Source organism: Streptomyces sp. NPDC017202, assembly GCF_044331705.1.
Classification (GTDB): Bacteria; Actinomycetota; Actinomycetes; order Streptomycetales; family Streptomycetaceae; genus Streptomyces.
In genome coordinates, this window is sequence record NZ_JBIRNP010000009.1 from 68,981 (window position 1) to 89,473 (window position 20,493).

Here is a 20,493-nt window from a genome sequence, read left to right on the forward strand (position 1 = left end):
CGTCGGGTAGGCGGGGGAGTAGTCCAGAGCCACGTTCACCCCCGGCCCGGAGGACACGATGACGAACCCGTACCCCGACCCCGTCCAGCCGCCGCCGACGCCGGTTCCCGACCCGTACCCCAGCCCGGTCCCGAACCCCGAACCGCCCCCGGGGCCGGAGCCCGTCCCGCCCGTTCCCGGACCGGATCCGCAGCCGACTCCGCCGCCGGCCCCGCCGCACCCGGGCCCCCCGCCGCCGGACCCGGACCCGTCCCCGATCCCGCCGGGCCCGGAGCCGGTCCCGAACCCGGAGCCGGGCCCCCCGCTCAGCTGACCCGGGGCGCACGGACCGACGAGCGGTGGGCGGCACCCCGAAGGACGCCGCCCACCGCGACAGATCCCCTCAAGGACGGACGGCTACGCCGAAACCTCCGACCGGTCCCCGCCCCACAGCGTGTGGAACGACCCGTCCCGGTCCACCCGCCGGTAGGTGTGGGCCCCGAAGAAGTCCCGCTGTCCCTGCGTCAGGGCGGCGGGCAGCCGTTCGGCGCGCAGGGCGTCGTAGTAGGCGAGCGCCGCCGCGAAGCCCGGCGTCGGCACGCCCTGGAGCGTCGCGGCGACCAGCACCTCGCGCCACGCGTCCTGCGCGGCCCCGATCTCCGAGGCGAAGGTCTCGTCGGACAGCAGGCTCGGCAGGTCCGGCCGGGCGTCGTAGGCGGCGCGGATGCGGTCGAGGAAGGCCGCCCGGATGATGCAGCCGCCCCGCCAGATCGCCGAGACGGCACCGAGGTCGATGTCCCAGCCGTACTCCGCGCCGCCGGCGGCGATCTCGTGGAAGCCCTGCGTGTACGAGACGATCTTGGAGGCGTACAGCGCCTGCTCGACCCGGTCCGCGAAGGCCTGCGCCTCGGCCCGGTCCAGCGGCGCCGCCTTCGGTCCGGACAGGCCGCGCGAGGCCTCCCGCAGCGCCGCGTGGCCCGACAGCGACCTGGCGAAGACGGCCTCCGCGATGCCCGACACCGGCACCCCGAGGTCCAGCGCGATCTGCACGGTCCAGCGGCCGGTGCCCTTCTGCTCGGCCTGGTCCACCACCACGTCCACGAACGGCTCGCCCGTCGCCGCGTCCACGTGCGACAGCACCTCGGCCGTGATCTCGATCAGGTACGAGTCCAGCCGGCCGGTGTTCCAGGTGCGGAAGATGTCCGCGATCTCGGCGGGGGAGTACCCGGCGACGTCCCGCAGCAGTTGGTACGCCTCACCGATCAGCTGCATGTCGGCGTACTCGATGCCGTTGTGGACCATCTTCACGAAGTGCCCGGCACCGTCCGGACCGACGTGCGTCACACAGGGCGCCCCGTCGGCCGCCTTGGCGGAGATCTTCTCCAGCATGGGACCCAGCGACTCGTACGACTCCGGGGAGCCGCCCGGCATGATGCTGGGGCCGTGCAGCGCGCCCTCCTCGCCGCCGGAGATGCCCGTGCCGACGAAGTGGATGCCCTGCTCCCGCAGCTCGCGCTCACGGCGCCGGGTGTCCGCGAAGTGCGCGTTGCCACCGTCGATGATCATGTCGCCGGGCTCCAGCAGCGGCGCGAACTCCTGGATCACCGCGTCGGTCGGCTCCCCGGCCTTCACCATGATCACCAGGCGGCGGGGGCGCTCCAGCGCCGCCACGAACTCCTTGGCGGTCTCGGCCGCGATGAACTCGCCCTCGCCGCCGAACTCCTCCACGAGGGCGTGCGTGCGCGCCGCCGTCCGGTTGTGCAGCGCGACCGTGTAGCCGTTGCGGGCGAAGTTGCGGGCGAGGTTGCGGCCCATGACCGCGAGTCCCGTGACGCCGATCTGGGCTGAGTTGGTCATTGCGGTTGGCTCCTCAATCATCTTTCAAGAATCCTGTCCAAGAATCCGTGGTCGGTCGGCCCGTGGTCCGTGCGCGACCCGTGCTCGTCGACGCCGGTCCCGGCCCGTGCACATCCTGTCGCGTCGGTACGCCCGTCGCACGCGCTGGACACGCGAAGCCGCCCACCCGGATACGGAAACAGGGCCCCACCCGTCTCAGGGGATCACACAACAAGGCGGTGATCCGCCTCAGTTGAGCCAGTGCGGCCGATTGTCGTCTTGTCACGGCCCGTGAGCGGACCGTACTTTTGCCGCTCCTGACGCATGTCGAGGGGGATCTCCATGGCCGCACGCGGCCGGCACCGCCGGTATCAGCCGAACAGGATCAACCGGGCCTCGCTCACCGTCACGGCGGGCGGCGCCGGCATGGCGATCCCGCTCATCGGCGCCGGAGCCGCCCAGGCGGCGGACGTGGACACCTGGGACAAGGTCGCCGCCTGCGAGTCGACCAACGACTGGGACACCAACACGGGCAACGGCTATTACGGCGGCCTGCAGTTCACCCAGTCGACCTGGGAGGCGTACGGCGGCACCCGGTACGCGCCGCGCGCGGATCTGGCCACCAGGGACCAGCAGATCGCCGTGGCGGAGAGGGTGCTGGACGGCCAGGGGCCGGGCGCCTGGCCCGCCTGCTCGGTGCGGGCGGGGCTGACCGCCGGCGGCGACGCCCCCGACATCGAGCCGGCCGGCGCGTCCGCGAGGACCGCCGCCAGGCCGGCGAGCACCCTGAAGGACGTCCAGCCGCAGACCACACCCCAGTCGCGGGCCGGCACCGCCCGGATGTACACGGTCGTGCACGGCGACACCCTCTCGGAGATCGCCGACGCCAAGGACGTCCGGGGCGGCTGGCGGGGGCTGTACGCCGCGAACCGGACGACGATCGGGACGGACCCCGACCTCATCGTGCCCGGCCAGCGGCTGGACCTGCGCGGCCAGGCCGTGGCCACCAGGGCTCCCGCGAAGAAGTCCGCGGGAACGGAAACCGCGGACAAGAAGGCGCCGGGCAAGAAGGCGGCCGACAAGAAGTCCACGGGCAAGAAGTCGGCCACGGAGAAGAAGTCGACCGGCCGCGCCCTCGTCGCCCCTGTCGACGCCGGGCTCGGCACGCCGTACCACGCGACGGGTTCCTCCTGGTCGAAGGGCTACCACACCGGCGTCGACTTCCCCGTGCCCACCGGCACGTCCGTGAAGTCCGTCGCCCCGGGCACGGTGGTCAGCGCGGGCTGGGGCGGTTCCTTCGGCTACCAGGTGGTCGTCCGGCACTCCGACGGCCGCTACTCGCAGTACGCGCACCTGTCCGCGATCTCCGTGCGGGACGGGCAGTCCGTGGGCGCCGGTCAGCGCATCGGCCGTTCCGGTTCCACCGGCAACAGCACGGGCCCGCATCTGCACTTCGAGGTGCGGACAGGACCCGGATTCGGCTCGGACATCGACCCCCTGGCCTATCTGCGGGCCGGCGGCGTCAGGATCTGATGCGCACCCGGTGCCGGTCGAGGACCGGCATCGGGACGTACGGCCCGCCGTAGAACGGCCCGTACAGCGACGACGGTACGGGCGCGGGAGCCGGCACCACCGGTGCCGGCGGTTCCCCGGGGACCACCGGCCCGTCCGCCGCCACCGGCTCCTGCGCCACCACCCGGGCCGGCACGGCGTCGGTCAGCTGCGGGGAGGCCTGCGCGGACGCCGCGACGACGGCCGGTCCGGCGGGCAGTTCCGGGAACGTGAGAGCCGCCCGCTCCGCGGCGCGCGCCGCAGCGGACTCCGCGACCGCCGCGAGGGGCCGCGCCGCGACAGTGCCGTCAGCAGGCTCCGGAAACACGACGAGGAGGTCGGCCACGGGCGCCACGACTCCCGTGGGGACCGCCCGCGTCTCCTCGTGCCGCGGGCCGGTGGTCTCCGGCTGGGTGCTCGTCAGCCGCTCGGTCGTCAGCAGGATCAGGCCACCTGCCGCCACCACACCACAGCTCAGGGCGAGCGCGGTGCCGGTGGTGCCGTAGCGGAAGGTCTCGCCGAACATCGTGATGCCCACGGCCGCCGCCACCACGGGGTTCACCACGGTCAGCGTGGCCAGCGGGGCCGCGAGCCCCGCGCCGCGGTAGGAAGCCTGCGACAGCAGCATGCCGGCCGTGGCCAGGACGCCGATCACGGCCAGGGAGGGCAGGTCGGCCGCCGAGACGCCGTCGGTCCAGTCGACCGCGACGGTCTTGGTGAACACCGACGACATGCCGAACGCTATGCCGGAACCGGTCGCCAGCAGCATGCTGCGCACCGCCGGGTGCCGGTGCGCGGCCCGGCCGGCGATGATCAGCGCCACGACGGCGCCGCCCGTCACGAGCGCCGCGCCCACCCGCTGCGGGGTGCTGAGCGACTGCGCGTCGGCCGCGCCGACCAGGGAGAGCAGCCCGGCCAGACCGACGGTCGCCATGACCGCGCCGCGCCAGGCCGTCGCCCCGGCCCTGCGGCCCACGAACAGCGCGGCCATCGGCAGCGCGAAGACGATGGTGAGCGCGCCCAGCGGCTGGACCAGGCTGAGCGGACCGTACGCGAGCGCCACGACGTGCAGCAGGCCGCCGAGACCGTTCAGCCCGACCGCCGCCCACCAGCCGGGCCGCCGCAGCGGGGCGTACTGCTCGGCGGGGGAGGACACCGCGACCTGCTCCTGCACGATCGCCCCCGCCGCGTACGCCACGGCGGAGACGAGCGACAGGACCACGGACAACGCGAGGGCGCTCATGAGCTGCTCCTCTGCGTGAGGCGGGGGCCCGGGGCCCGGCGCGGTGAACGGTCGGCTCTCATGGCCAACACGATGCCCTGTGGATCTGTTCCCGTCGTCGTCCCTGAGCACTCAATGAGTCCTACTACCGATGGAGTAGGGAACGACCCCACTCCTCCCCAGGGTGGGGGACACCCAGGGGATCTCCCCGACGGGACACCCCGAGGGCCTCCCGCACGGCGGCGGTCCCCGGGGCGGCGGCGCCCCCTGCCCGCGGCGCCCCCCCGACGGCGGCCCCGGCCCTCCTTGGTACTACTGCACGTCGTGGACCTCGACCCCCGACTGACGGCACTGCGCGCCCTGGGCGGCTTCTTCGCCCTGCGCACGACACCGCCCACCGCCCCGGACGGAGAACCGGACCGGCCCCTGCCGACGCTCGCGCAGGCCTACTCCGCCGTGCCCACCGGCGCCCCCGGCGACCCCCTGACCCTCCGCGTCGGCAAGGTGGCCCGCGCCCTGCGCGCGCCCGAGCCGCGCGTCGCCGCCTCCGTGGCCCAGCAGGGCCTCGCGGCCCGGCTCTGGTCGGTCGCGCTCGGCTGCGCCGTCCTCTACGGCGCGCAGCCCGACCTGGCGCCGGGACTGCTGCGCTGGGATCCGGACGGCAGCGCCCCGGACGACCTGTGGCTGACGGAGGTCCGGCCCCGGCCCGGCGACGCGCGGACCCTGGCGGCGACGGTCCTGCACGACCACCTCGAACCGCTGGCGGCGGCCCTGCGCGCCCGCCACCGCGTCGCCCCCGGTCTGCTGCGCGGCAACGCCGCCTCGGCGCTGGCCGGCGCGGCCCGGCAGCTCGACGGCTGGGCGCGGGCGAACGGCCGCCCCGACGCCGCCGCCCGTTCCCGCGCCCTCACCGCCGAACTCCTCGCCCACCCCCTCCTGGCCGGCACCGGAACCTCCACCGCGACCCCCGCCGGCACCGCCTTCCGCCGCCGCAGCTGCTGTCTCTACTACCGGGTGCCCGGCGGCGGGGTCTGCGGCGACTGCTGCTTCCCGCGGCCCCCGCGCCCTTTCCTCCGCGGCCCGTCTGGGTGACCATGAAGGGGACCGGCTTTCACATGCGAATCCAGGGGGTTGCCGGGTGCGAGTGGGACTGCTGACCCGGGAGTACCCCCCGGACGTGTACGGCGGGGCGGGCGTCCATGTCGAGTTCCTCGCCCGGGAGCTGCGCGAACTGGTCGACCTGGAGGTGCACTGCTGGGGCGAGGGCCGTGCCGAGGGCGTCCGGCGCCACCGCTCCTGGCCCGTCCTCGACGGCGCCAACGACGCGCTGCGCACGTTCTCCGTGGACCTCGCCATGGCCGCCGCGCTGGAGGACCGCGAACTGGTCCACTCCCACACCTGGTACGCCAACCTCGCCGGCCATCTCGCCAAGGAGCTGTACGGCGTCCCGCACGTGGTGACCGCGCACTCGCTGGAACCCCTGCGGCCCTGGAAGGCCGAGCAACTGGGCGGCGGGTACCGCCTCTCCGGCTGGGCCGAGCGGACCGCCGTGGAGGCCGCCGACGCGGTGATCGCCGTGTCCGGCGCGATGCGCGAGGACATCCTCGCCTGCTACCCGGCGCTGGACGCGGCACGGGTCCACGTCGTCCACAACGGCATCGACACCGCCCTGTACCGGCCCGACCACCGCACGGACGCCCTCAACCGGATCGGTGTCGACCCGGCCCGCCCGTACGTGCTGTTCGTCGGCCGCATCACCCGCCAGAAGGGCGTCCCGCACCTGCTGCGCGCCGTCCGGGACATCGACCCGGCGGCCCAGGTCGTGCTGTGCGCGGGCGCGCCCGACACCCCCGAGATCGACCGCGAGTTCCGTGAGCTGTTCGCGGAGCTGAGCCGGGCCCGGGACGGCGTGCACTGGATCCCGCGGATGCTGCCGCGTCCGGAGGTCATCCAGCTCCTCACCCACGCGGCCGTCTTCGTCTGCCCCTCGGTGTACGAACCGCTCGGCATCGTCAACCTGGAGGCGATGGCCTGCGGCACGCCCGTCGTGGCCTCCCGGGTCGGCGGCATCCCCGAGGTCGTCGAGGACGGCGCGACCGGACTGCTGGTCCCCGTGGCGGAGGGGGACGAGGGGGCCCGCGCCTTCGAGGCGGGTCTCGCGCGGGCCCTGGACTCCGTGCTGGGCGATCCGGCGACGGCCCGCCGCATGGGCGAGGCCGGGCGGGTGCGCGCGGTGGAGGAGTTCGGCTGGGACGCGGTCGCCCGGCGGACCGTCCGGCTGTACGAGGACACCCTCAAACAGGCGTAGCGCGCCCCGTGCGGGGCAGCAATGGATCAATCAGGGTGAGGGGAGCGGCCATGCGTCGTGGTGGACCTTCGGTCCTCGGAATCGTGCTGGCGGGCGGCGAGGGCAAACGCCTGATGCCTCTCACGGCGGACCGCGCCAAGCCCGCGGTCACCTTCGGCGGGACGTACCGTCTCGTCGACTTCGTGCTGTCCAACCTCGTCAACGCCGACATCCTGCGCATCTGCGTCCTGACCCAGTACAAGTCGCACTCGCTGGACCGGCACATCACCACGACCTGGTGGATGTCGAGCCTGCTCGGCAACTACGTCACCCCGGTCCCGGCCCAGCAGCGCCTCGGCCCGCGCTGGTACCTGGGCAGCGCCGACGCCATCCTCCAGTCGCTGAACCTGATCTACGACGAGCGCCCCGAGTACGTGGCGGTGTTCGGCGCCGACCACGTCTACCGCATGGACCCGCGCCAGATGCTCGCCCAGCACATCGACAGCGGCGCGGGCGTGACGGTGGCCGGCATCCGGGTGCCGCGCGCCGAGTCCGCGTCCTTCGGCGTGATCACGGCGGGCTCGGACGGGCAGACGGTGGAGCGGTTCCTGGAGAAGCCCGCCGACCCGCCGGGCCTCGCGGACGACCCGGAGTGCGTGTTCGCCTCCATGGGCAACTACGTCTTCACCACCAAGGCCCTCATCGAGGCGCTCCAGCGGGACGCCGAGGACGAGCGCTCGGTGCACGACATGGGCGGGTCGATCCTGCCCCAGCTCACCGACCGCGGTGAGGCCCAGCTGTACGACTTCAGCGAGAACCACGTGCCGGGCGAGACCACCCGCGACCAGGGCTACTGGCGGGACGTGGGCACGCTCGACGCCTACTACGACGCCCACATGGACCTGATCGCCGAGCGGCCCGCGTTCAACCTGTACAACCGCAGCTGGCCGATCTACACCCACTCGGGCCAGTTGTCCCCGGCCCGTTTCAACGCCGGCGGCATCGCCAGCGAGTCGATCATCAGTGCGGGCTGCCTCATCCGGGGGCAGGTCTCCCGCTCGGTGCTGTCGCCGGGCGTCCTGGTCGACCCCGGGGCGGTCGTGCAGGGCTCGATCCTCCACGACAACGTCCACATCGGGCGGGGCGCGGTGGTGCGCGGGGCGATCCTGGACAAGAACGTCGAGGTGCCGCCCGGCGCGACCATCGGCGTGAACCCGGAGCGGGACGCGGAGCTGTACTCGGTGTCGAAGGCGGGCGTCATCGCCCTGGGCAAGGGGCAGCGGGTGTCGTGAGCGCGGTACGGAGAAGGCCGTGAGCGCGGTACGGAGAGGACGGAGCAGTGCCGTGCACGGGAGCGCCGCCGGCCGGGCGGCCCCGTCGATCACGCTTTCGAGACCGATGCTCCTTTTGACGCATACGCAACGAGTTCTTAACTGTATGCAGCCGGATCGTGCTTGACCGTGATCGCGCAGGGGCGATTGACTGCTGGCTCACTCTCCGTCGACGCGAGGCAAGCCCGTGACCGCTGATCCACTCGCACCCCTCGACCTGGCGTTCTGGAACATCGAGACTCCCGAGAACCCGATGCACCTCGGCGCGCTGGGCGTCTTCGCCGCACCCTCGGCCACCGCCGCCGCCCACGCCGCCGACCTGCTCGCCGGCCGGGCCGCCGCCGTCCCCGGACTGCGCATGCGGATCCGGGACGTGTGGGGACCGCTCACCGCCCCGCTCTCCCTCGGCGGCGCCGTCCGCGAGCCCGACCCGGAGTTCGACCCGCTGCACCACGTGCGGCTGCACGCGCCCACCGCCGACTTCCAGGCGGCGTCCGGGCGGCTCATGGAGCACCCGCTGGACCGCGGCCGGCCCCCGTGGGAGGCGCACGTCCTGCCGGGCGAGGCGGGCGACGGCTTCGCCGTCCTGTTCAAGTTCCACCACGCCCTCGCCGACGGCCTGCGCGCGCTGACCCTCGCCGCCGCCGTCCTCGACCCCCTGGACCTGCCCGCCCCCCGGCCCCGCCCGGCGGCGCCGCCCCGCGGCCTGCCCGAGGCGCGCGCACTGCCCGGCCTGCTGCGCGGCGCCCTGTCCGACGTGGGCCGCGCCCTCGACATCGGCGCCTCCGTCGCCGTCCACACCCTCGGCGTGCGCTCCACCAGCGCCCTCACCGCCGGGCCCACCGGCACCCGCCGCACCGGCGGCGTGGCCGTCGACCTCGACGACGTGCACCGGGTGCGCAAGGTCGTCGGCGGCACCGTCAACGACGTACTGATCGCGGTCGTCGCCGGGGCGCTGCGCACCTGGCTCGACGAACGCGGCGACGGCAGCGCCGGCGTGACCCCGCGCGCCCTCATCCCCGTCTCCCAGCGCCGTCCGCGCACCGCCCACCCGCAGGGCAACCGGCTCTCCGGGTACCTGATGAGGCTGCCCGTCGACGATCCCGACCCGCTCGGCCGGCTCGGCGCGGTCCGCGCCGCCATGGACCGCAACAAGGACGCCGGACCCGGCCGCGGCGCGGGCGCCGTCGCCCTGCTCGCCGACCACGTCCCCGCCCTCGGTCACCGCCTCGGCGGCCCCCTGGTCAGCCAGGCCGCCCGGCTCTGGTTCGACATCCTCGTCACCAGCGTCCCGCTGCCGGGCATCGGCCTGAGGCTCGCCGGGAACCCGGTGACCGAGATCTACCCCTACGCCCCGCTCGCCCGCGGCCAGTCCCTGGCGGTGGCGATCTCGACGTACCGGGGCCTGGTCCACTTCGGCCTGGTCGCGGACGCCGAGGCGGTCCCCGATCTCGACCGGTTCGCGCGGGCGCTGACCACGGAGGTGGAGACGCTCATCACGGCCTGCGACCCTTGACCCCCGCCGGTTTGGAGGGGCGGCCCGGTGCTCCGTAGAATTCCCCGTTCGAAAGCGGGCGCGGTCGGAGCGCCGCACGGGGCAGCAGGGAAACGGCAGCGCGATGACGGTGACAGAGGACGGCCCGGCGGCCATGGACAAGGCCGTGGACGAGGCCGTCGACGAGGCCATGGACAAGGCCGTCGACGAGGTCGTGTACGGGCCCGGCATCGACCCGGAGCGGCTGGCGGTCTGCCTCGCCGTACTGGAGGAACTCGACCGGCTCGACGTCGACCACCCCGACGCGATCACCGTGCGCCGGGCCACCGCCGGCATCTACCGCTCGGTCAAGCAGCGCCGCCGCCAGGAGCGCCGGGCCGCCAAGACCGCCCACGACCGGGCCGTCACCGAGGCCACCGCGACCGGTTCCGCCCAGCGCATCGACGACGAGACCGAGGGCATCCTGCCCTCCTCCCGCACGGAGGAGGGCACGATCGCGGGGATACTCCAGCGTCCCCGCTCCTGCTACACCTGCAAGGCGCGCTACGTCGAGGTCGACTACTTCTACCACCAGCTCTGCCCGGAGTGCGCCGCCGAGAACCGCGCCCGCCGCGACGCCCGCGCCGACCTCACCGGCAAGCGCGCGCTGCTCACCGGCGGCCGCGCCAAGATCGGCATGTACATCGCGCTCCGGCTGCTGCGCGACGGAGCGCACACCACGATCACGACCCGCTTCCCGAAGGACGCGATCCGCCGCTTCAAGGCGATGGACGACGCGGCGGACTGGATCCACCGCCTGGAGGTCGTCGGCATCGACCTGCGCGACCCGGCACAGGCCGTGGCGCTGGCCGACCAGGTCGCCGAGCAGGGCCCGCTCGACATCCTGATCAACAACGCGACGCAGACCGTACGCCGGCTGCCCTCCGCCTACGCCGCCCTGGTCGACGGCGAGAGCGCCCCGCTGCCCGCCGGTGAGCTGCCCGCCCACCACGTCATCGGCGCCTTCAACTCCGGGGCGGTCGACGGCCTCGCCGCGCTGCCCCTCGGCACCGGCGGCATGGACGCGCAGCAGGTCGCCGACCTCGCCCTGGTCGCCGGCAACGCCAGCGTCGCCCGGCACCTGGACGGCACCGCCATCGACGCGGGCGGTCTGGTCCCCGACGTCGTCGACACCAACACCTGGGTGCAGACCATCGAGCAGATCTCCCCGGTGGAGCTGCTCGAGACCCAGCTGTGCAACTACACGGCGCCCTTCATCCTGATCAGCAAACTCCGCCCGGCCATGGCCGAGGCGGCGCGCCGGGCCTCCGGCAAGCGCGCCTACGTGGTGAACGTCTCGGCGATGGAAGGCGTCTTCGGCCGCGGCTACAAGGGCGCCGGCCACCCGAACACCAACGCCGCCAAGGCCGCGATGAACATGGTCACGCGCACCAGCGCCCAGGAGATGTTCCAGACCGACGGCATCCTGATGACCTCGGTCGACACGGGCTGGATCACCGACGAGCGTCCGCACTACGACAAGCTGCGCCTGGCCGAGGAGGGCTTCCACGCCCCGCTCGACCTGGTCGACGGCGCGGCCCGCGTCTACGACCCCATCGTGCGCGGCGAGTCGGGCGAGGACCTGTACGGCGTCTTCCTCAAGGACTACGCACCCGGCAAGTGGTGACGGCGGCCCTCGGCGGGCGGTGAGTGACGGTCCGTCAACCGGCCGCCCCCGGGCGCGAGTCGGCCGACCGGCCTCAGCCGTGAGACGGCCGGCCGCCCCGGCTGCGAGGCGGCCGACTGCTCGCGGTCCTGCGTCCGCCCTGCGTCGGCCTTGCGTCAGTCGACGGCGCGCGGCTGTGGGGTGCTGGCCGCCACCGGCTCCAGCCCGGTCCGCCGGTCCTCCACCGCCCCCAACAACCCGGCCGTCCTCGTCGGCGCGCCGCAGCACGGCCGGATCGCCGTCGGCGGCGCGCCCGGCGGCCCGCAGCGCGTGGCCGTGCACGTCGACGCCGTGCACGTCGACGCCGCGCGCACCGAGGCCGCGCGCACCGAGGCCGCGCAGCTCCACGCACGGCGAGTTGGCGACCGGGCCAACGGGACCTGAACCGCGCGACGGTGGCGGCACGCCCGTGCGTCCGCGTACGCCGTACGAGTGAAGGTCAAAGGGTGCTTACCGGGAGGAAGGGGTTGAATCATCTGCGGGGACACATGGGTGACTTGCCATGGTTACCCCAAATTTTCAGCCCGATCGAGCGGGATACCGCTCATCTGGTTACTCTGTAGCCGACGGACAGCAGGACGGAGTGCCACCCCACACCCACCGTCCGTCATGGGACAAGCCGGTTCACAGCGGCCTGCTCCTTCTGGAGTTTGCCGGCGCCACCGCGTCAGAACTGCCCTTGAGCCAGACCCGAGGGGCGCCAGGCGCCGGATCCGCAGACCGACCGGCACGCCCCGAGGGTGACCGACACATAAGGAGTGCGCGGTGACACCGGAGAAGACGAAAAGCGAGCAACGCCCCAAGGAACGGACCGAGCGTGCGGGCCGCCGGCCCGGAGAGCTCGGCAGCCTCGACGTGTGGGCCCGCTCCGCCCCCATCCGGCTGGCGGGGTACGAGGACGACCTCAACGAACCCCACATCCTGCCCAGCGTCGACTGACGCCGGCGGACCGCTCGCGACCGCCGGGCGCATGGGCGTGCGGACAGCACGCCCGTGCGACACGAGGCCCCGGCGACACCGCGCCCGCGGACCCGCCGCTCACCGGTCGAGCGGCGCCGTCCGCCGCCACGGCCGCAGCTCCTCCAGCCGCTCGGCCACCCGCAGCAGCCGCGCCTCCGTGCCGGGCAGCCCCACCAGTTGGACGGCGGTGGGAGCGCCCGACGGGAGCGTGCCGACCGGGACCGCCATCGCCGGCCAGCCCGTCAGGTTCCACGGCGGCGTCAGCGGCGAGTAGTTCGTGTTCGCCAGCACGTTGCGCAGCCAGCCCCGCTCGTGCCACGGCGCCGACTTCGGCGACCGCCGCGCGAGCGCCGGGGTGAGCAGCACGTCGTACTCCGCGAAGAACGGTTCCAGGCGCCGGCGCAGCTCCTCGCGCGCCGTGCCGCCGCGCACCCCGTTCAGGAACCGCCGCCCCAGCGCCGCGTGCACGCGGGTGCGGCGGGCCAGCAGGCGCGGGTCCAGCGACCGCGCGTCGACCGCCGTACCGGCCGTCCAGTGCGCGAGCGAGGTGACGCCCAGCGTCAGCGGATACGGCGGCTCGGCCCGCCGCACCCGGTACCCCGCCCGCGCCAGCACTCCGGCGGCCTCGCGCGCCGCCGCCACGTACGGCCCGGTCACCCGCACTCCGGCCAGCGGGCTGCGCACCGACACCGCGATCCGCGACGCGCCGGGCTCCTCCGCCGGCCCCGCGACCTCGGCGCCCGCGAGGACCGACAGCATCAGGCGGGCGTCCTCGACCGTCGTCGCCAGCGGACCGTTCTCCGACATCCCGAACCAGTCGCCGTCGCCGATCCCCGCCGGGACCACGCCGTGGCCCGGCTTGACCGTGACCAGACCGCAGTTGGCCGCCGGTATGCGCAGGGAGCCCATGCCGTCGTTGCCGAGGGCGATCGGCACCATCCCGGCCGCCACCGCCGCCGCGCTGCCGCCGGACGAACCGCCCGCCGTGCGCGACGTGTCCCACGGGTTGCGGGCGGTGCCGTGCACGCCCTCCGTGGTGCCGAAGACGCACAGTTCCGGCACGTTCGTCACACCCACCACCACCGCGCCGGCCGCGCGCAGCCGGGCCACGGTGACATGGTCGGCGCCGGCGGGCGTACCGGGGGTCGCGGCCGAACCGACACGGGTCGACTCGCCCCGCACGGCGAGGTTGTCCTTGACCGCCACCGGTACGCCGGCCAGCGGCAGCCGGTCCCGGTCGGCGCGGGCCGCCACCTCGTCGGCCTCGGCGAGCGCCGCCTCCGCCCGCACCGCCCGGAACGCCCCGATCCGCCCGTCCAGCCGCGCGATCCGCTCCAGATGCTCCGCCACCACCGCCCGGGGCTCGGCCCGCTTCTCGCGTACGGCGGCGGCGATCTCCACGGCGGTCCGGCCGACCCACTCGGTCACAGGCGCTCCTCGGTGTGCGGGCGTGCGGGTGCTACTGGCGAGTACAGGGAGAACTGTGCCCCGCGGGACGCGTCACGTCGAGGGGTCTTCGCGGCCCGCCCCGTCCCGCAGCCACTGTTCGACCCCGCCCACGTGGGCGGCCGCCGCCGCCCGTGCCGCCTCCGGGTCGCGGGCCGCCAGGGCGCGGTGGATCGCGGCGTGCTCCCGGCGGGTGCGGGCGAAGGCGCCCTCCTCCCGCCGGCCCCGCCGGACGCGGGCGCGGAAGGTGCGTGAGGACAGGCCCTCCAGGATCGCCGCCATCGTCTCGTTGCCGGCCGCCGCGGCGATCTCACGGTGGAAGGCGAGGTCGTGGGCGAGGATCTCCTCCGGGTCGTCGGTGGCGTTCATCGCCGCCAAGTGGCCTCCCACGGACTCCAGTTGCTCCGGAGTGATGCGGGCGGCCGCCAGGGCGGCGGCCGTCGACTCCAGGACGCGCCGGATCTCCAGCAGCTCCACCAGACGCGGGCCCCGCGAGAGGTCGGCCACCACGCCGAACGTCTCCAGCAGATCGCCGGCCCGGAGCTGGGTCACGTAGATGCCCGAACCGTGCCGGGCCTCCAGCACCCCCATCACCGTGAGCGCCCGGACCGCCTCCCGCACCGAACTGCGGGAGATGCCCAGCTCCGCCGCGAGGTCGCGCTCGGTCGGCAGCCGCTGGCCCGGCTCCAGCAGGCCCTCGCCGATCATCGCCTTGATCCGCTCGATGGCGCGCCGCGTCACCGTGCCCTTCGGGGCGGCGGGCGGCCCGCCGGGCGGGGACTGGTTCACGTCACCTCTCCTGTCACCGGTGCGCGCGGTTCGCCGGTGCGCGCAGTCTAACCACCAAAGTGGTCCGACCACTTCAGCGCCGATGGCGCGATTTTCGCGTCCAGGGGGTGCCCGGGACCGCAAGTGGTCTGATAAGTATGCGGGCATGGCGCCCCCGAACCCCGCCCGCGTCATCGCGGTCGACACCCATGACATCCGCTTCCCCACCTCCCGGGAACTCGACGGCTCCGACGCGATGAACCCCGACCCCGACTACTCGGCGGCCTACGTCGTCCTGCGCACCGACGCGGCCGACGGCCACGAGGGCCACGGCTTCGCCTTCACCATCGGCCGGGGCAACGACGTCCAGGTCGCCGCGATCGGCGCCCTGCGCGAACACGTCGTCGGCCGGTCCGTCGACGACCTCTGCGCCGACCCGGGCACCCTCAGCCGCGACCTCGTCGGCGACAGCCAGCTCCGCTGGCTCGGCCCCGAGAAGGGCGTGATGCACATGGCGATCGGCGCCGTCGTCAATGCCGCCTGGGACCTCGCGGCCAAGCGTGCCGGCAAACCCCTGTGGCGGCTGCTGGCCGAAGCCGACCCCGAGTGGCTGGTGCGGCAGATCGACTTCCGCTACCTCACCGACGCCCTCACCCCCGACGAGGCCCTCACCCTGCTGCGCCGCGGCCGCCGGGGCGCCGACGCCCGCCTGGCCCACCTGCTCGAACGCGGCTACCCCGCCTACACCACCTCCGCCGGCTGGCTCGGCTACGACGACGACAAGCTCACCCGCCTCGCCGCCGGGGCCGTCGCCGACGGCTTCCGGCAGATCAAGCTGAAGGTCGGCACCGACCTCGACGACGACATCCGGCGCTGCCGCGCGGCCCGCGCCGCCGTCGGCCCCGACATCCGGCTCGCCGTCGACGCCAACCAGCGCTGGGACGTCGGCGAGGCGATCCGCTGGACCCGCGCCCTCGCCGAGTTCGACCCCTACTGGATCGAGGAGCCCACCAGCCCCGACGACATCCTCGGCCACGCCGCCGTGCGCGAGGCCGTCGCCCCGGTGAAGGTCGCCACCGGCGAACACGTCCACAACCGCGTCGTCTTCAAGCAGCTCCTCCAGGCGGGGGCCCTCGACGTCCTCCAGCTCGACGCGGCCCGCGTCGGAGGCGTCAACGAGAACCTCGCGATCCTGCTGCTCGCCGCCAGGTTCGGCGTGCCCGTCTGCCCGCACGCCGGCGGCGTCGGCCTGTGCGAACTCGTCCAGCACCTGTCGATGTTCGACTACGTCGCCCTGAGCGGCACCACCGAGGACCGCGTCATCGAGTACGTCGACCACCTGCACGACCACTTCCTCGACCCGGTCGTGATCAGGGACGGCCACTACACGGCACCGACCGCGCCGGGCTTCTCCGCCGCCATGCGTGCGGAGTCGATCGCGCGGTACACCTACCCCGGCGGCACCTTCTGGGCCGCCGACCCCACCGGCCGGAAGGAGCAGGCGGCGTGCGCGACTTCGAGGGGCTGACCGCCCTGGTGACCGGCGGCGCCTCCGGCATCGGCCGGGCCACCGCCGACCTGCTGGCCGAGCGCGGCGCCACCGTCGCCGTCCTCGACCTGGACCCGACGGGCGTCGGCGAGCCCCTGCTCGCCCACCGCGCCGACGTCCGCGACGACGCCTCCGTGCGCGCGGCCGTCGCGGCCGCCGTCGCCGCACTGGGCGGCCTGGACGTCCTGGTCAACAACGCGGGCATCGGCGCCCAGGGCACCGTCGAGGACAACGACGACGCCGAATGGCACCACGTCCTGGACGTCAACGTCGTCGGCATGGTCCGTACGGCCCGTGCCGCCCTGCCCCACCTGCGGGCCTCCGCGCACGCCGCGATCGTCAACACGTGCTCCGTCGCGGCCACCGCCGGCCTGCCGCGGCGCGCGCTGTACAGCGCCACCAAGGGCGCCGTGCACGCCCTCACCCTCGCGATGGCCGCCGACCACGTCCGCGAGGGCATCCGCGTCAACTGCGTCAACCCGGGCACCGCCGACACCCCGTGGATCGGCCGCCTGCTCGACGCCGCCGACGACCCGGCCGCCGAACGCGCGGCCCTGGAGGCCCGTCAGCCCAGCGGCCGCCTCGTCAGCGCCGCCGAGGTCGCGGGCGCCATCGCTTACCTGGCGAGCCCCCTGTCCGGCGCCACCACCGGCACCGCCCTCGCCGTCGACGGCGGCATGCAGGGCCTGCGGCTGCGTCCGGCGGGCTCGTGAACACCCTCGGCCGCAGCGGCGTCCGGGTCACCGGGCTCGGCCTGGGCGCCGCCCCCCTCGCCAACCTGTACACCGAGGTCGACGACGCACAGGCCCACGCCACCGTGGCCGCCGCCTGGCGGCGCGGCGTGCGCTACTTCGACACCGCGCCCCACTACGGTCTCGGCCTCTCCGAACGCCGCCTGGGCGCCGCCCTGCGCGAGCACCCGCGCGCCGGCTACGCGGTGTCCACGAAGGTCGGCCGCCGGCTGGAGCCCTCGGCGGCGGGCGGCGACGACCTCGCCCACGGCTTCGCCGTCCCCGCCACCCACCGCCGGGTCTGGGACTTCACCGCCGACGGCGTCCGCCGCACCCTGGAGGCCAGCCTGACCCGCCTCGGCCTCGACCGCGTCGACGTCGTCTACCTCCACGACCCCGACGACCACGCCGAAACGGCCTTCCGCGAGGGCTACCCCGCGCTGGAGGGGCTGCGTTCCGAGGGCGTCGTCGGGGCGATCGGCGCCGGCATGAACCAGACCGCCCTGCTCACCCGCTTCGTCCGCGACACCGACGTCGACGTGGTGCTGTGCGCCGGCCGCTACACCCTCCTCGACCAGAGCGCGCTCACCGAGCTGCTGCCGGCCGCCCAGGAACGCGGCACGTCCGTCGTGATCGGCGGCGCCTTCAACTCCGGCCTGCTGGCCGACCCGAAGCCGACCGCCACCTACGACTACGCGCCGGCGCCCGGGGAGCTGATCGACCGCGCCCGACGCCTCGCGGCGGTCGCCGAGCGCCACGGCAGCACCCTGCGCGCCGCCGCCCTCGCCTTCTGCGCCGCGCACCCGGCCGTCGCGAGCGTCCTCGTCGGCGCCCGCTCCGCGGCCGAGGCCGACGACTGCGCGGACCAGTTCGGGGCCACCGTCCCCCCGGCGCTCTGGCGGGAACTGCGGGAGACCGGCCTCCTGCCGCCCGACGCCCCGGTCCCCGGCGAGAATGCACCGCGCAACCCGGCGCGGGAGCCGTCATGAGGGCCGCCCGGCACGCCCGCCGCCGCGCCGGACGCCGGCGGCTCCCGGCCGGCGCGGCCCGGCGGGCCCGGACGGCCGACCCGCCCGGCACCGGGCACGACCGCCCGGGTGCGGACGCCGACGCGGGCCCGCCCGCCGTACAGGAGCTGCCGTGACCGTCGACGCCCACCACCACGTGTGGGACCTGTCCGTGCGCGACCAGGACTGGCTCGGCGGCCCCGGACTCCGGCCGCTGCGGCGCGACTTCACCCTCGCCGACCTCGCCCCCGAGGCCCGTGCCGCCGGCGTCGACCGCACCGTCCTGGTGCAGACGGTCACCGTGGCCGAGGAGACCCCCGAGTTCCTCGCCCTCGCCGCCACGCACGACCTGGTCGCGGGCGTGGTCGGCTGGACCGACCTGACCCGCCCCGACGTCGGTGACGAACTCGCCCGGCTGCGGGAACTCCCCGGCGGCCGCCACCTCAAGGGCATCCGCCACCAGGTCCAGGGCGAACCCGACCCGCAGTGGCTGCTGCGCCCGGACGTGCGCCGGGGACTCGCCGCCGTCGCCGACGCCGGCCTCGTGTACGACCTGCTCGTACGCGACCACCAGCTCCCCGCCTGCGTACGGGCCGCCGCCGCGCATCCCGGTCTCACGTTCGTCCTGGACCACCTCGGCAAACCACCCGTCGCCTCCGGTGCCCGCGCGTCCTGGGAGGCGGACCTGCGCGCGCTGGCCGCCCTGCCCAACACGGTCGCCAAGCTCTCCGGCCTGGTCACCGAGGCCGACCCCGCCACCTGGACGGCCGCCGACCTGCGGCCGTACACCGACGCCGCCCTGGACGCCTTCGGCCCGCACCGCCTGATGTTCGGCTCGGACTGGCCGGTGTGCATGCTCGCGGCCGGTTACGGACAGGTCCTGGACACGGCCAGGCAGCTGACCGGACACCTGAGCGCCGAGGAGAGCGCCCAGGTCTTCGAGGCCACCGCCACCCGCGTCTACGGCCTCTGAGCCGGCCCCGTCACCCGCTTCCGCCGTCTCCGAGCCGGCCCGGCCACCCGCGTCCACGGTCTCCGGGCCGTCCCCGTCACCCGTCCCTACGGTCTCCGGGCCGTCCCCGTCAGCCGTCCCTACGGTCTCCAGGCCGTCCCCGTCAGCCGTGTCGGCGGCAGGTACTCCCGCACGTACGTCCGCTTCCAGCACGCCCCCGTCTCCCGCAGCTCCCGCGGGCTCGTGTACCGGTAGCGGAAGAGGCGGGCGCGGACGTGCCGCGGGGGCTCGCCGGGCGGGAACGGGGAGCGGCGCAGCAGGCGGAGCGTGGCCCGGTCGTTCTCCAGCAGCCGTTCCACCAGCGCGCCGAACCAGGGCCCGGCGTAGGCGGGGGAGAGCGCGGCGAACCACATCATCCAGTCCAGCCGCAGGTGGTAGGGGGCGAACTGACGCGGCCAGCGCCGCGGATCGCCGGGCTTGCCCCGGAACTCGTACTCCCGCCAGTCGGAGTCCTCCCGCGGCACCTCGTCGAGGGTGCCCTCGACCACCACCTCGTGGCGCACCCGGCTCACACTGCCGAACGCGCCGTAGGTGTTGACCAGGTGCAGCGGGTCGAAGGAGCGGTTCATGACCTGCCCGCGCGAGAGCATGTTCAGCACCGGCCGGTGGCTGAGGAACAGCAGGAAGGCGGCCACCGCCAGGACCACCACCACGTACCAGAGGGGGGCGTCCGGCGTCGGCGGCGCGTCGGCGGGAAGGCCGAGCGCGGGGACGGCCAGCACGATCGTGAGCCAGTTCAGCCAGGAGAAGTTGCCCGACAGCACCAGCCACAGCTGGGTGAGGATCATCAGGGACGCGGCGGCCGTCGCGACCGGCTGCGGGGTGAACAGCAGGAACGGCACGATCAGCTGCGTGACGTGGTTGGCGGCCACCTCCACCCGGTGCAGCGGCTTCGGCAGATGGTGGAAGAACCAGCTCAGCGGGCCGGGCATCGGCTGGGTCTCGTGGTGGTGGTCCAGGCAGGTGAGCCTCCGCCAGCACGGATCGCCCCGCATCTTGATCAGACCCGCGCCGAACTCGACGCGGAACAGCAGCCAGCGCAGCAGGAACAGCACCACCAACGGCGGCGCCACCTCGTCGTTGCCGAGGAACACGGCGAGGAACCCGGTCTCCAGCAGCAGCGACTCCCAGCCGAAGCCGTACCAGGTCTGGCCGACGTTGACGATCGACACGTACAGGGCCCACGGCAGCAGCCACAGCAGCATCGCCGCCCACAGCGGCAGCAGCGAGTCCGCGCCGGCGGCCAGCGCCGCCGACACCGCGCAGCCCGCCCAGGCGCACCCGGCGAAGAAACGGTCCGAGCAGCGCAGGTGGAACACGCTCGGCGCCCGCCGGAACGGCACCCGCTCGACGAACCGGGCGACCGGCAGCATTCCGCGCTCGCCGAGCAGCGCCCGGAACTGGAGCGCCGCCGTGCCGAAGGCGACCAGGTACACGCAGGCCAGGGCCCGCTGGAAGACCGTACGGCTCAGCCAGTAGTCGGGTGCGGTGAACCACTCCACGGACGCCCGCTCCTCTCCCGTCCCTCCCGGCCCCTGTCCTGACATCCCCCGTGTTCCACGCCGGACCGCATCACGCACGTGTTCCGCCCCCGGTCGAAGAATCGGGCGAATC

Annotated in this window: 18 protein-coding genes; 13 read left to right on the forward strand and 5 right to left on the reverse strand. The window is 74.4% G+C overall.

Translation table 11 applies throughout. From position 1 onward, the window contains the following. Positions 1–396: 396 nt before the first annotated feature. Positions 397–1,836: an NADP-dependent phosphogluconate dehydrogenase gene (gene gndA, locus ACH4N1_RS19095; protein WP_382790621.1), complete on the reverse strand. Its 1,440-nt coding sequence runs from the start codon at positions 1,834–1,836 to the stop codon at positions 397–399. Positions 1,837–2,157: 321 nt separating this feature from the next. On the opposite strand from gndA, the gene ACH4N1_RS19100 reads away from it, so the two are divergent. Then, complete coding sequence (locus tag ACH4N1_RS19100) at positions 2,158–3,348, forward strand: transglycosylase family protein (protein ID WP_398098473.1); 1,191 nt, start codon at positions 2,158–2,160, stop codon at positions 3,346–3,348. Here ACH4N1_RS19100 and ACH4N1_RS19105 read toward each other — a convergent pair. After that, positions 3,338–4,609, reverse strand: coding sequence for a DMT family transporter (locus ACH4N1_RS19105; protein ID WP_398098474.1), 1,272 nt, complete (start codon positions 4,607–4,609; stop codon positions 3,338–3,340). The two genes, ACH4N1_RS19100 and ACH4N1_RS19105, sit on opposite strands and share 11 nt — an antisense overlap. A 303-nt stretch (positions 4,610–4,912) precedes the next feature. Between ACH4N1_RS19105 and ACH4N1_RS19110 the strand changes: the two genes are divergently transcribed. The 7 genes from ACH4N1_RS19110 to ACH4N1_RS19140 all read left to right on the forward strand — a co-directional run bounded on the left by ACH4N1_RS19110 (position 4,913) and on the right by ACH4N1_RS19140 (position 12,345). After that, positions 4,913–5,680: a (2Fe-2S)-binding protein gene (locus ACH4N1_RS19110; protein ID WP_398098475.1), complete on the forward strand. Its 768-nt coding sequence runs from the start codon at positions 4,913–4,915 to the stop codon at positions 5,678–5,680. 46 nt (positions 5,681–5,726) lie between these two features. Next, the gene (glgA, locus tag ACH4N1_RS19115; RefSeq protein ID WP_398098477.1) at positions 5,727–6,896 is read left to right on the forward strand and encodes a glycogen synthase; all 1,170 of its coding nucleotides are present in this window, start codon (positions 5,727–5,729) and stop codon (positions 6,894–6,896) included. Positions 6,897–6,946: 50 nt separating this feature from the next. Further along, positions 6,947–8,167 carry a glucose-1-phosphate adenylyltransferase gene (gene glgC, locus ACH4N1_RS19120; protein ID WP_398098479.1) on the forward strand — a complete coding sequence of 407 codons (1,221 nt, stop codon included), beginning with the start codon at positions 6,947–6,949 and terminating at the stop codon, positions 8,165–8,167. A 226-nt stretch (positions 8,168–8,393) separates the two neighbouring features. Further along, positions 8,394–9,722, forward strand: coding sequence for a wax ester/triacylglycerol synthase family O-acyltransferase (locus ACH4N1_RS19125; protein ID WP_398098480.1), 1,329 nt, complete (start codon positions 8,394–8,396; stop codon positions 9,720–9,722). A 103-nt stretch (positions 9,723–9,825) separates the two neighbouring features. Beyond that, complete coding sequence (locus ACH4N1_RS19130; RefSeq protein WP_398098481.1) at positions 9,826–11,367, forward strand: SDR family NAD(P)-dependent oxidoreductase; 1,542 nt, start codon at positions 9,826–9,828, stop codon at positions 11,365–11,367. 150 nt (positions 11,368–11,517) lie between these two features. Further along, a complete protein-coding gene (locus ACH4N1_RS19135) occupies positions 11,518–11,790 on the forward strand; it encodes a hypothetical protein (protein WP_398098483.1) in 273 nt (90 codons plus the stop codon). Positions 11,791–12,171: 381 nt separating this feature from the next. Next, positions 12,172–12,345, forward strand: a complete 174-nt coding sequence (locus ACH4N1_RS19140) for a hypothetical protein (RefSeq protein ID WP_382786034.1) — start codon at positions 12,172–12,174, stop codon at positions 12,343–12,345. A 99-nt stretch (positions 12,346–12,444) separates the two neighbouring features. Here ACH4N1_RS19140 and ACH4N1_RS19145 read toward each other — a convergent pair whose 3' ends face one another. Continuing rightward, positions 12,445–13,794: an amidase gene (locus ACH4N1_RS19145; protein WP_398098485.1), complete on the reverse strand. Its 1,350-nt coding sequence runs from the start codon at positions 13,792–13,794 to the stop codon at positions 12,445–12,447. Positions 13,795–13,866: 72 nt separating this feature from the next. Continuing rightward, positions 13,867–14,601, reverse strand: coding sequence for a FadR/GntR family transcriptional regulator (locus ACH4N1_RS19150; protein ID WP_398098486.1), 735 nt, complete (start codon positions 14,599–14,601; stop codon positions 13,867–13,869). A 145-nt stretch (positions 14,602–14,746) separates the two neighbouring features. Between ACH4N1_RS19150 and ACH4N1_RS19155 the strand changes: the two genes are divergently transcribed. Genes ACH4N1_RS19155 through ACH4N1_RS19175 form a run of 5 tightly spaced genes read left to right on the forward strand, consistent with a single transcriptional unit; the run spans position 14,747 to position 18,840 of the window. After that, complete coding sequence (locus ACH4N1_RS19155; protein ID WP_398098488.1) at positions 14,747–16,108, forward strand: enolase C-terminal domain-like protein; 1,362 nt, start codon at positions 14,747–14,749, stop codon at positions 16,106–16,108. Continuing rightward, a complete protein-coding gene (locus ACH4N1_RS19160) occupies positions 16,087–16,842 on the forward strand; it encodes an SDR family NAD(P)-dependent oxidoreductase (protein ID WP_398098490.1) in 756 nt (251 codons plus the stop codon). Before ACH4N1_RS19155 ends, ACH4N1_RS19160 begins: the two co-directional genes overlap by 22 nt. Next, entirely contained in the window at positions 16,839–17,849 is a 1,011-nt protein-coding gene (locus ACH4N1_RS19165; protein WP_398098491.1) for an aldo/keto reductase, read from the forward strand. Before ACH4N1_RS19160 ends, ACH4N1_RS19165 begins: the two co-directional genes overlap by 4 nt. Further along, positions 17,846–18,004 (forward strand): hypothetical protein, encoded by a 159-nt coding sequence (locus tag ACH4N1_RS19170; protein ID WP_398098492.1) that lies wholly within the window; start codon positions 17,846–17,848, stop codon positions 18,002–18,004. The genes ACH4N1_RS19165 and ACH4N1_RS19170 overlap by 4 nt, the downstream gene beginning before the upstream one ends. Further along, positions 18,001–18,840 carry an amidohydrolase family protein gene (locus ACH4N1_RS19175; RefSeq protein WP_398098494.1) on the forward strand — a complete coding sequence of 280 codons (840 nt, stop codon included), beginning with the start codon at positions 18,001–18,003 and terminating at the stop codon, positions 18,838–18,840. Before ACH4N1_RS19170 ends, ACH4N1_RS19175 begins: the two co-directional genes overlap by 4 nt. A 119-nt stretch (positions 18,841–18,959) precedes the next feature. Here ACH4N1_RS19175 and ACH4N1_RS19180 read toward each other — a convergent pair whose 3' ends face one another. Continuing rightward, positions 18,960–20,381 (reverse strand): lipase maturation factor family protein, encoded by a 1,422-nt coding sequence (locus ACH4N1_RS19180; RefSeq protein WP_398098496.1) that lies wholly within the window; start codon positions 20,379–20,381, stop codon positions 18,960–18,962. Between the last annotated feature and the right edge of the window lie 112 nt (positions 20,382–20,493).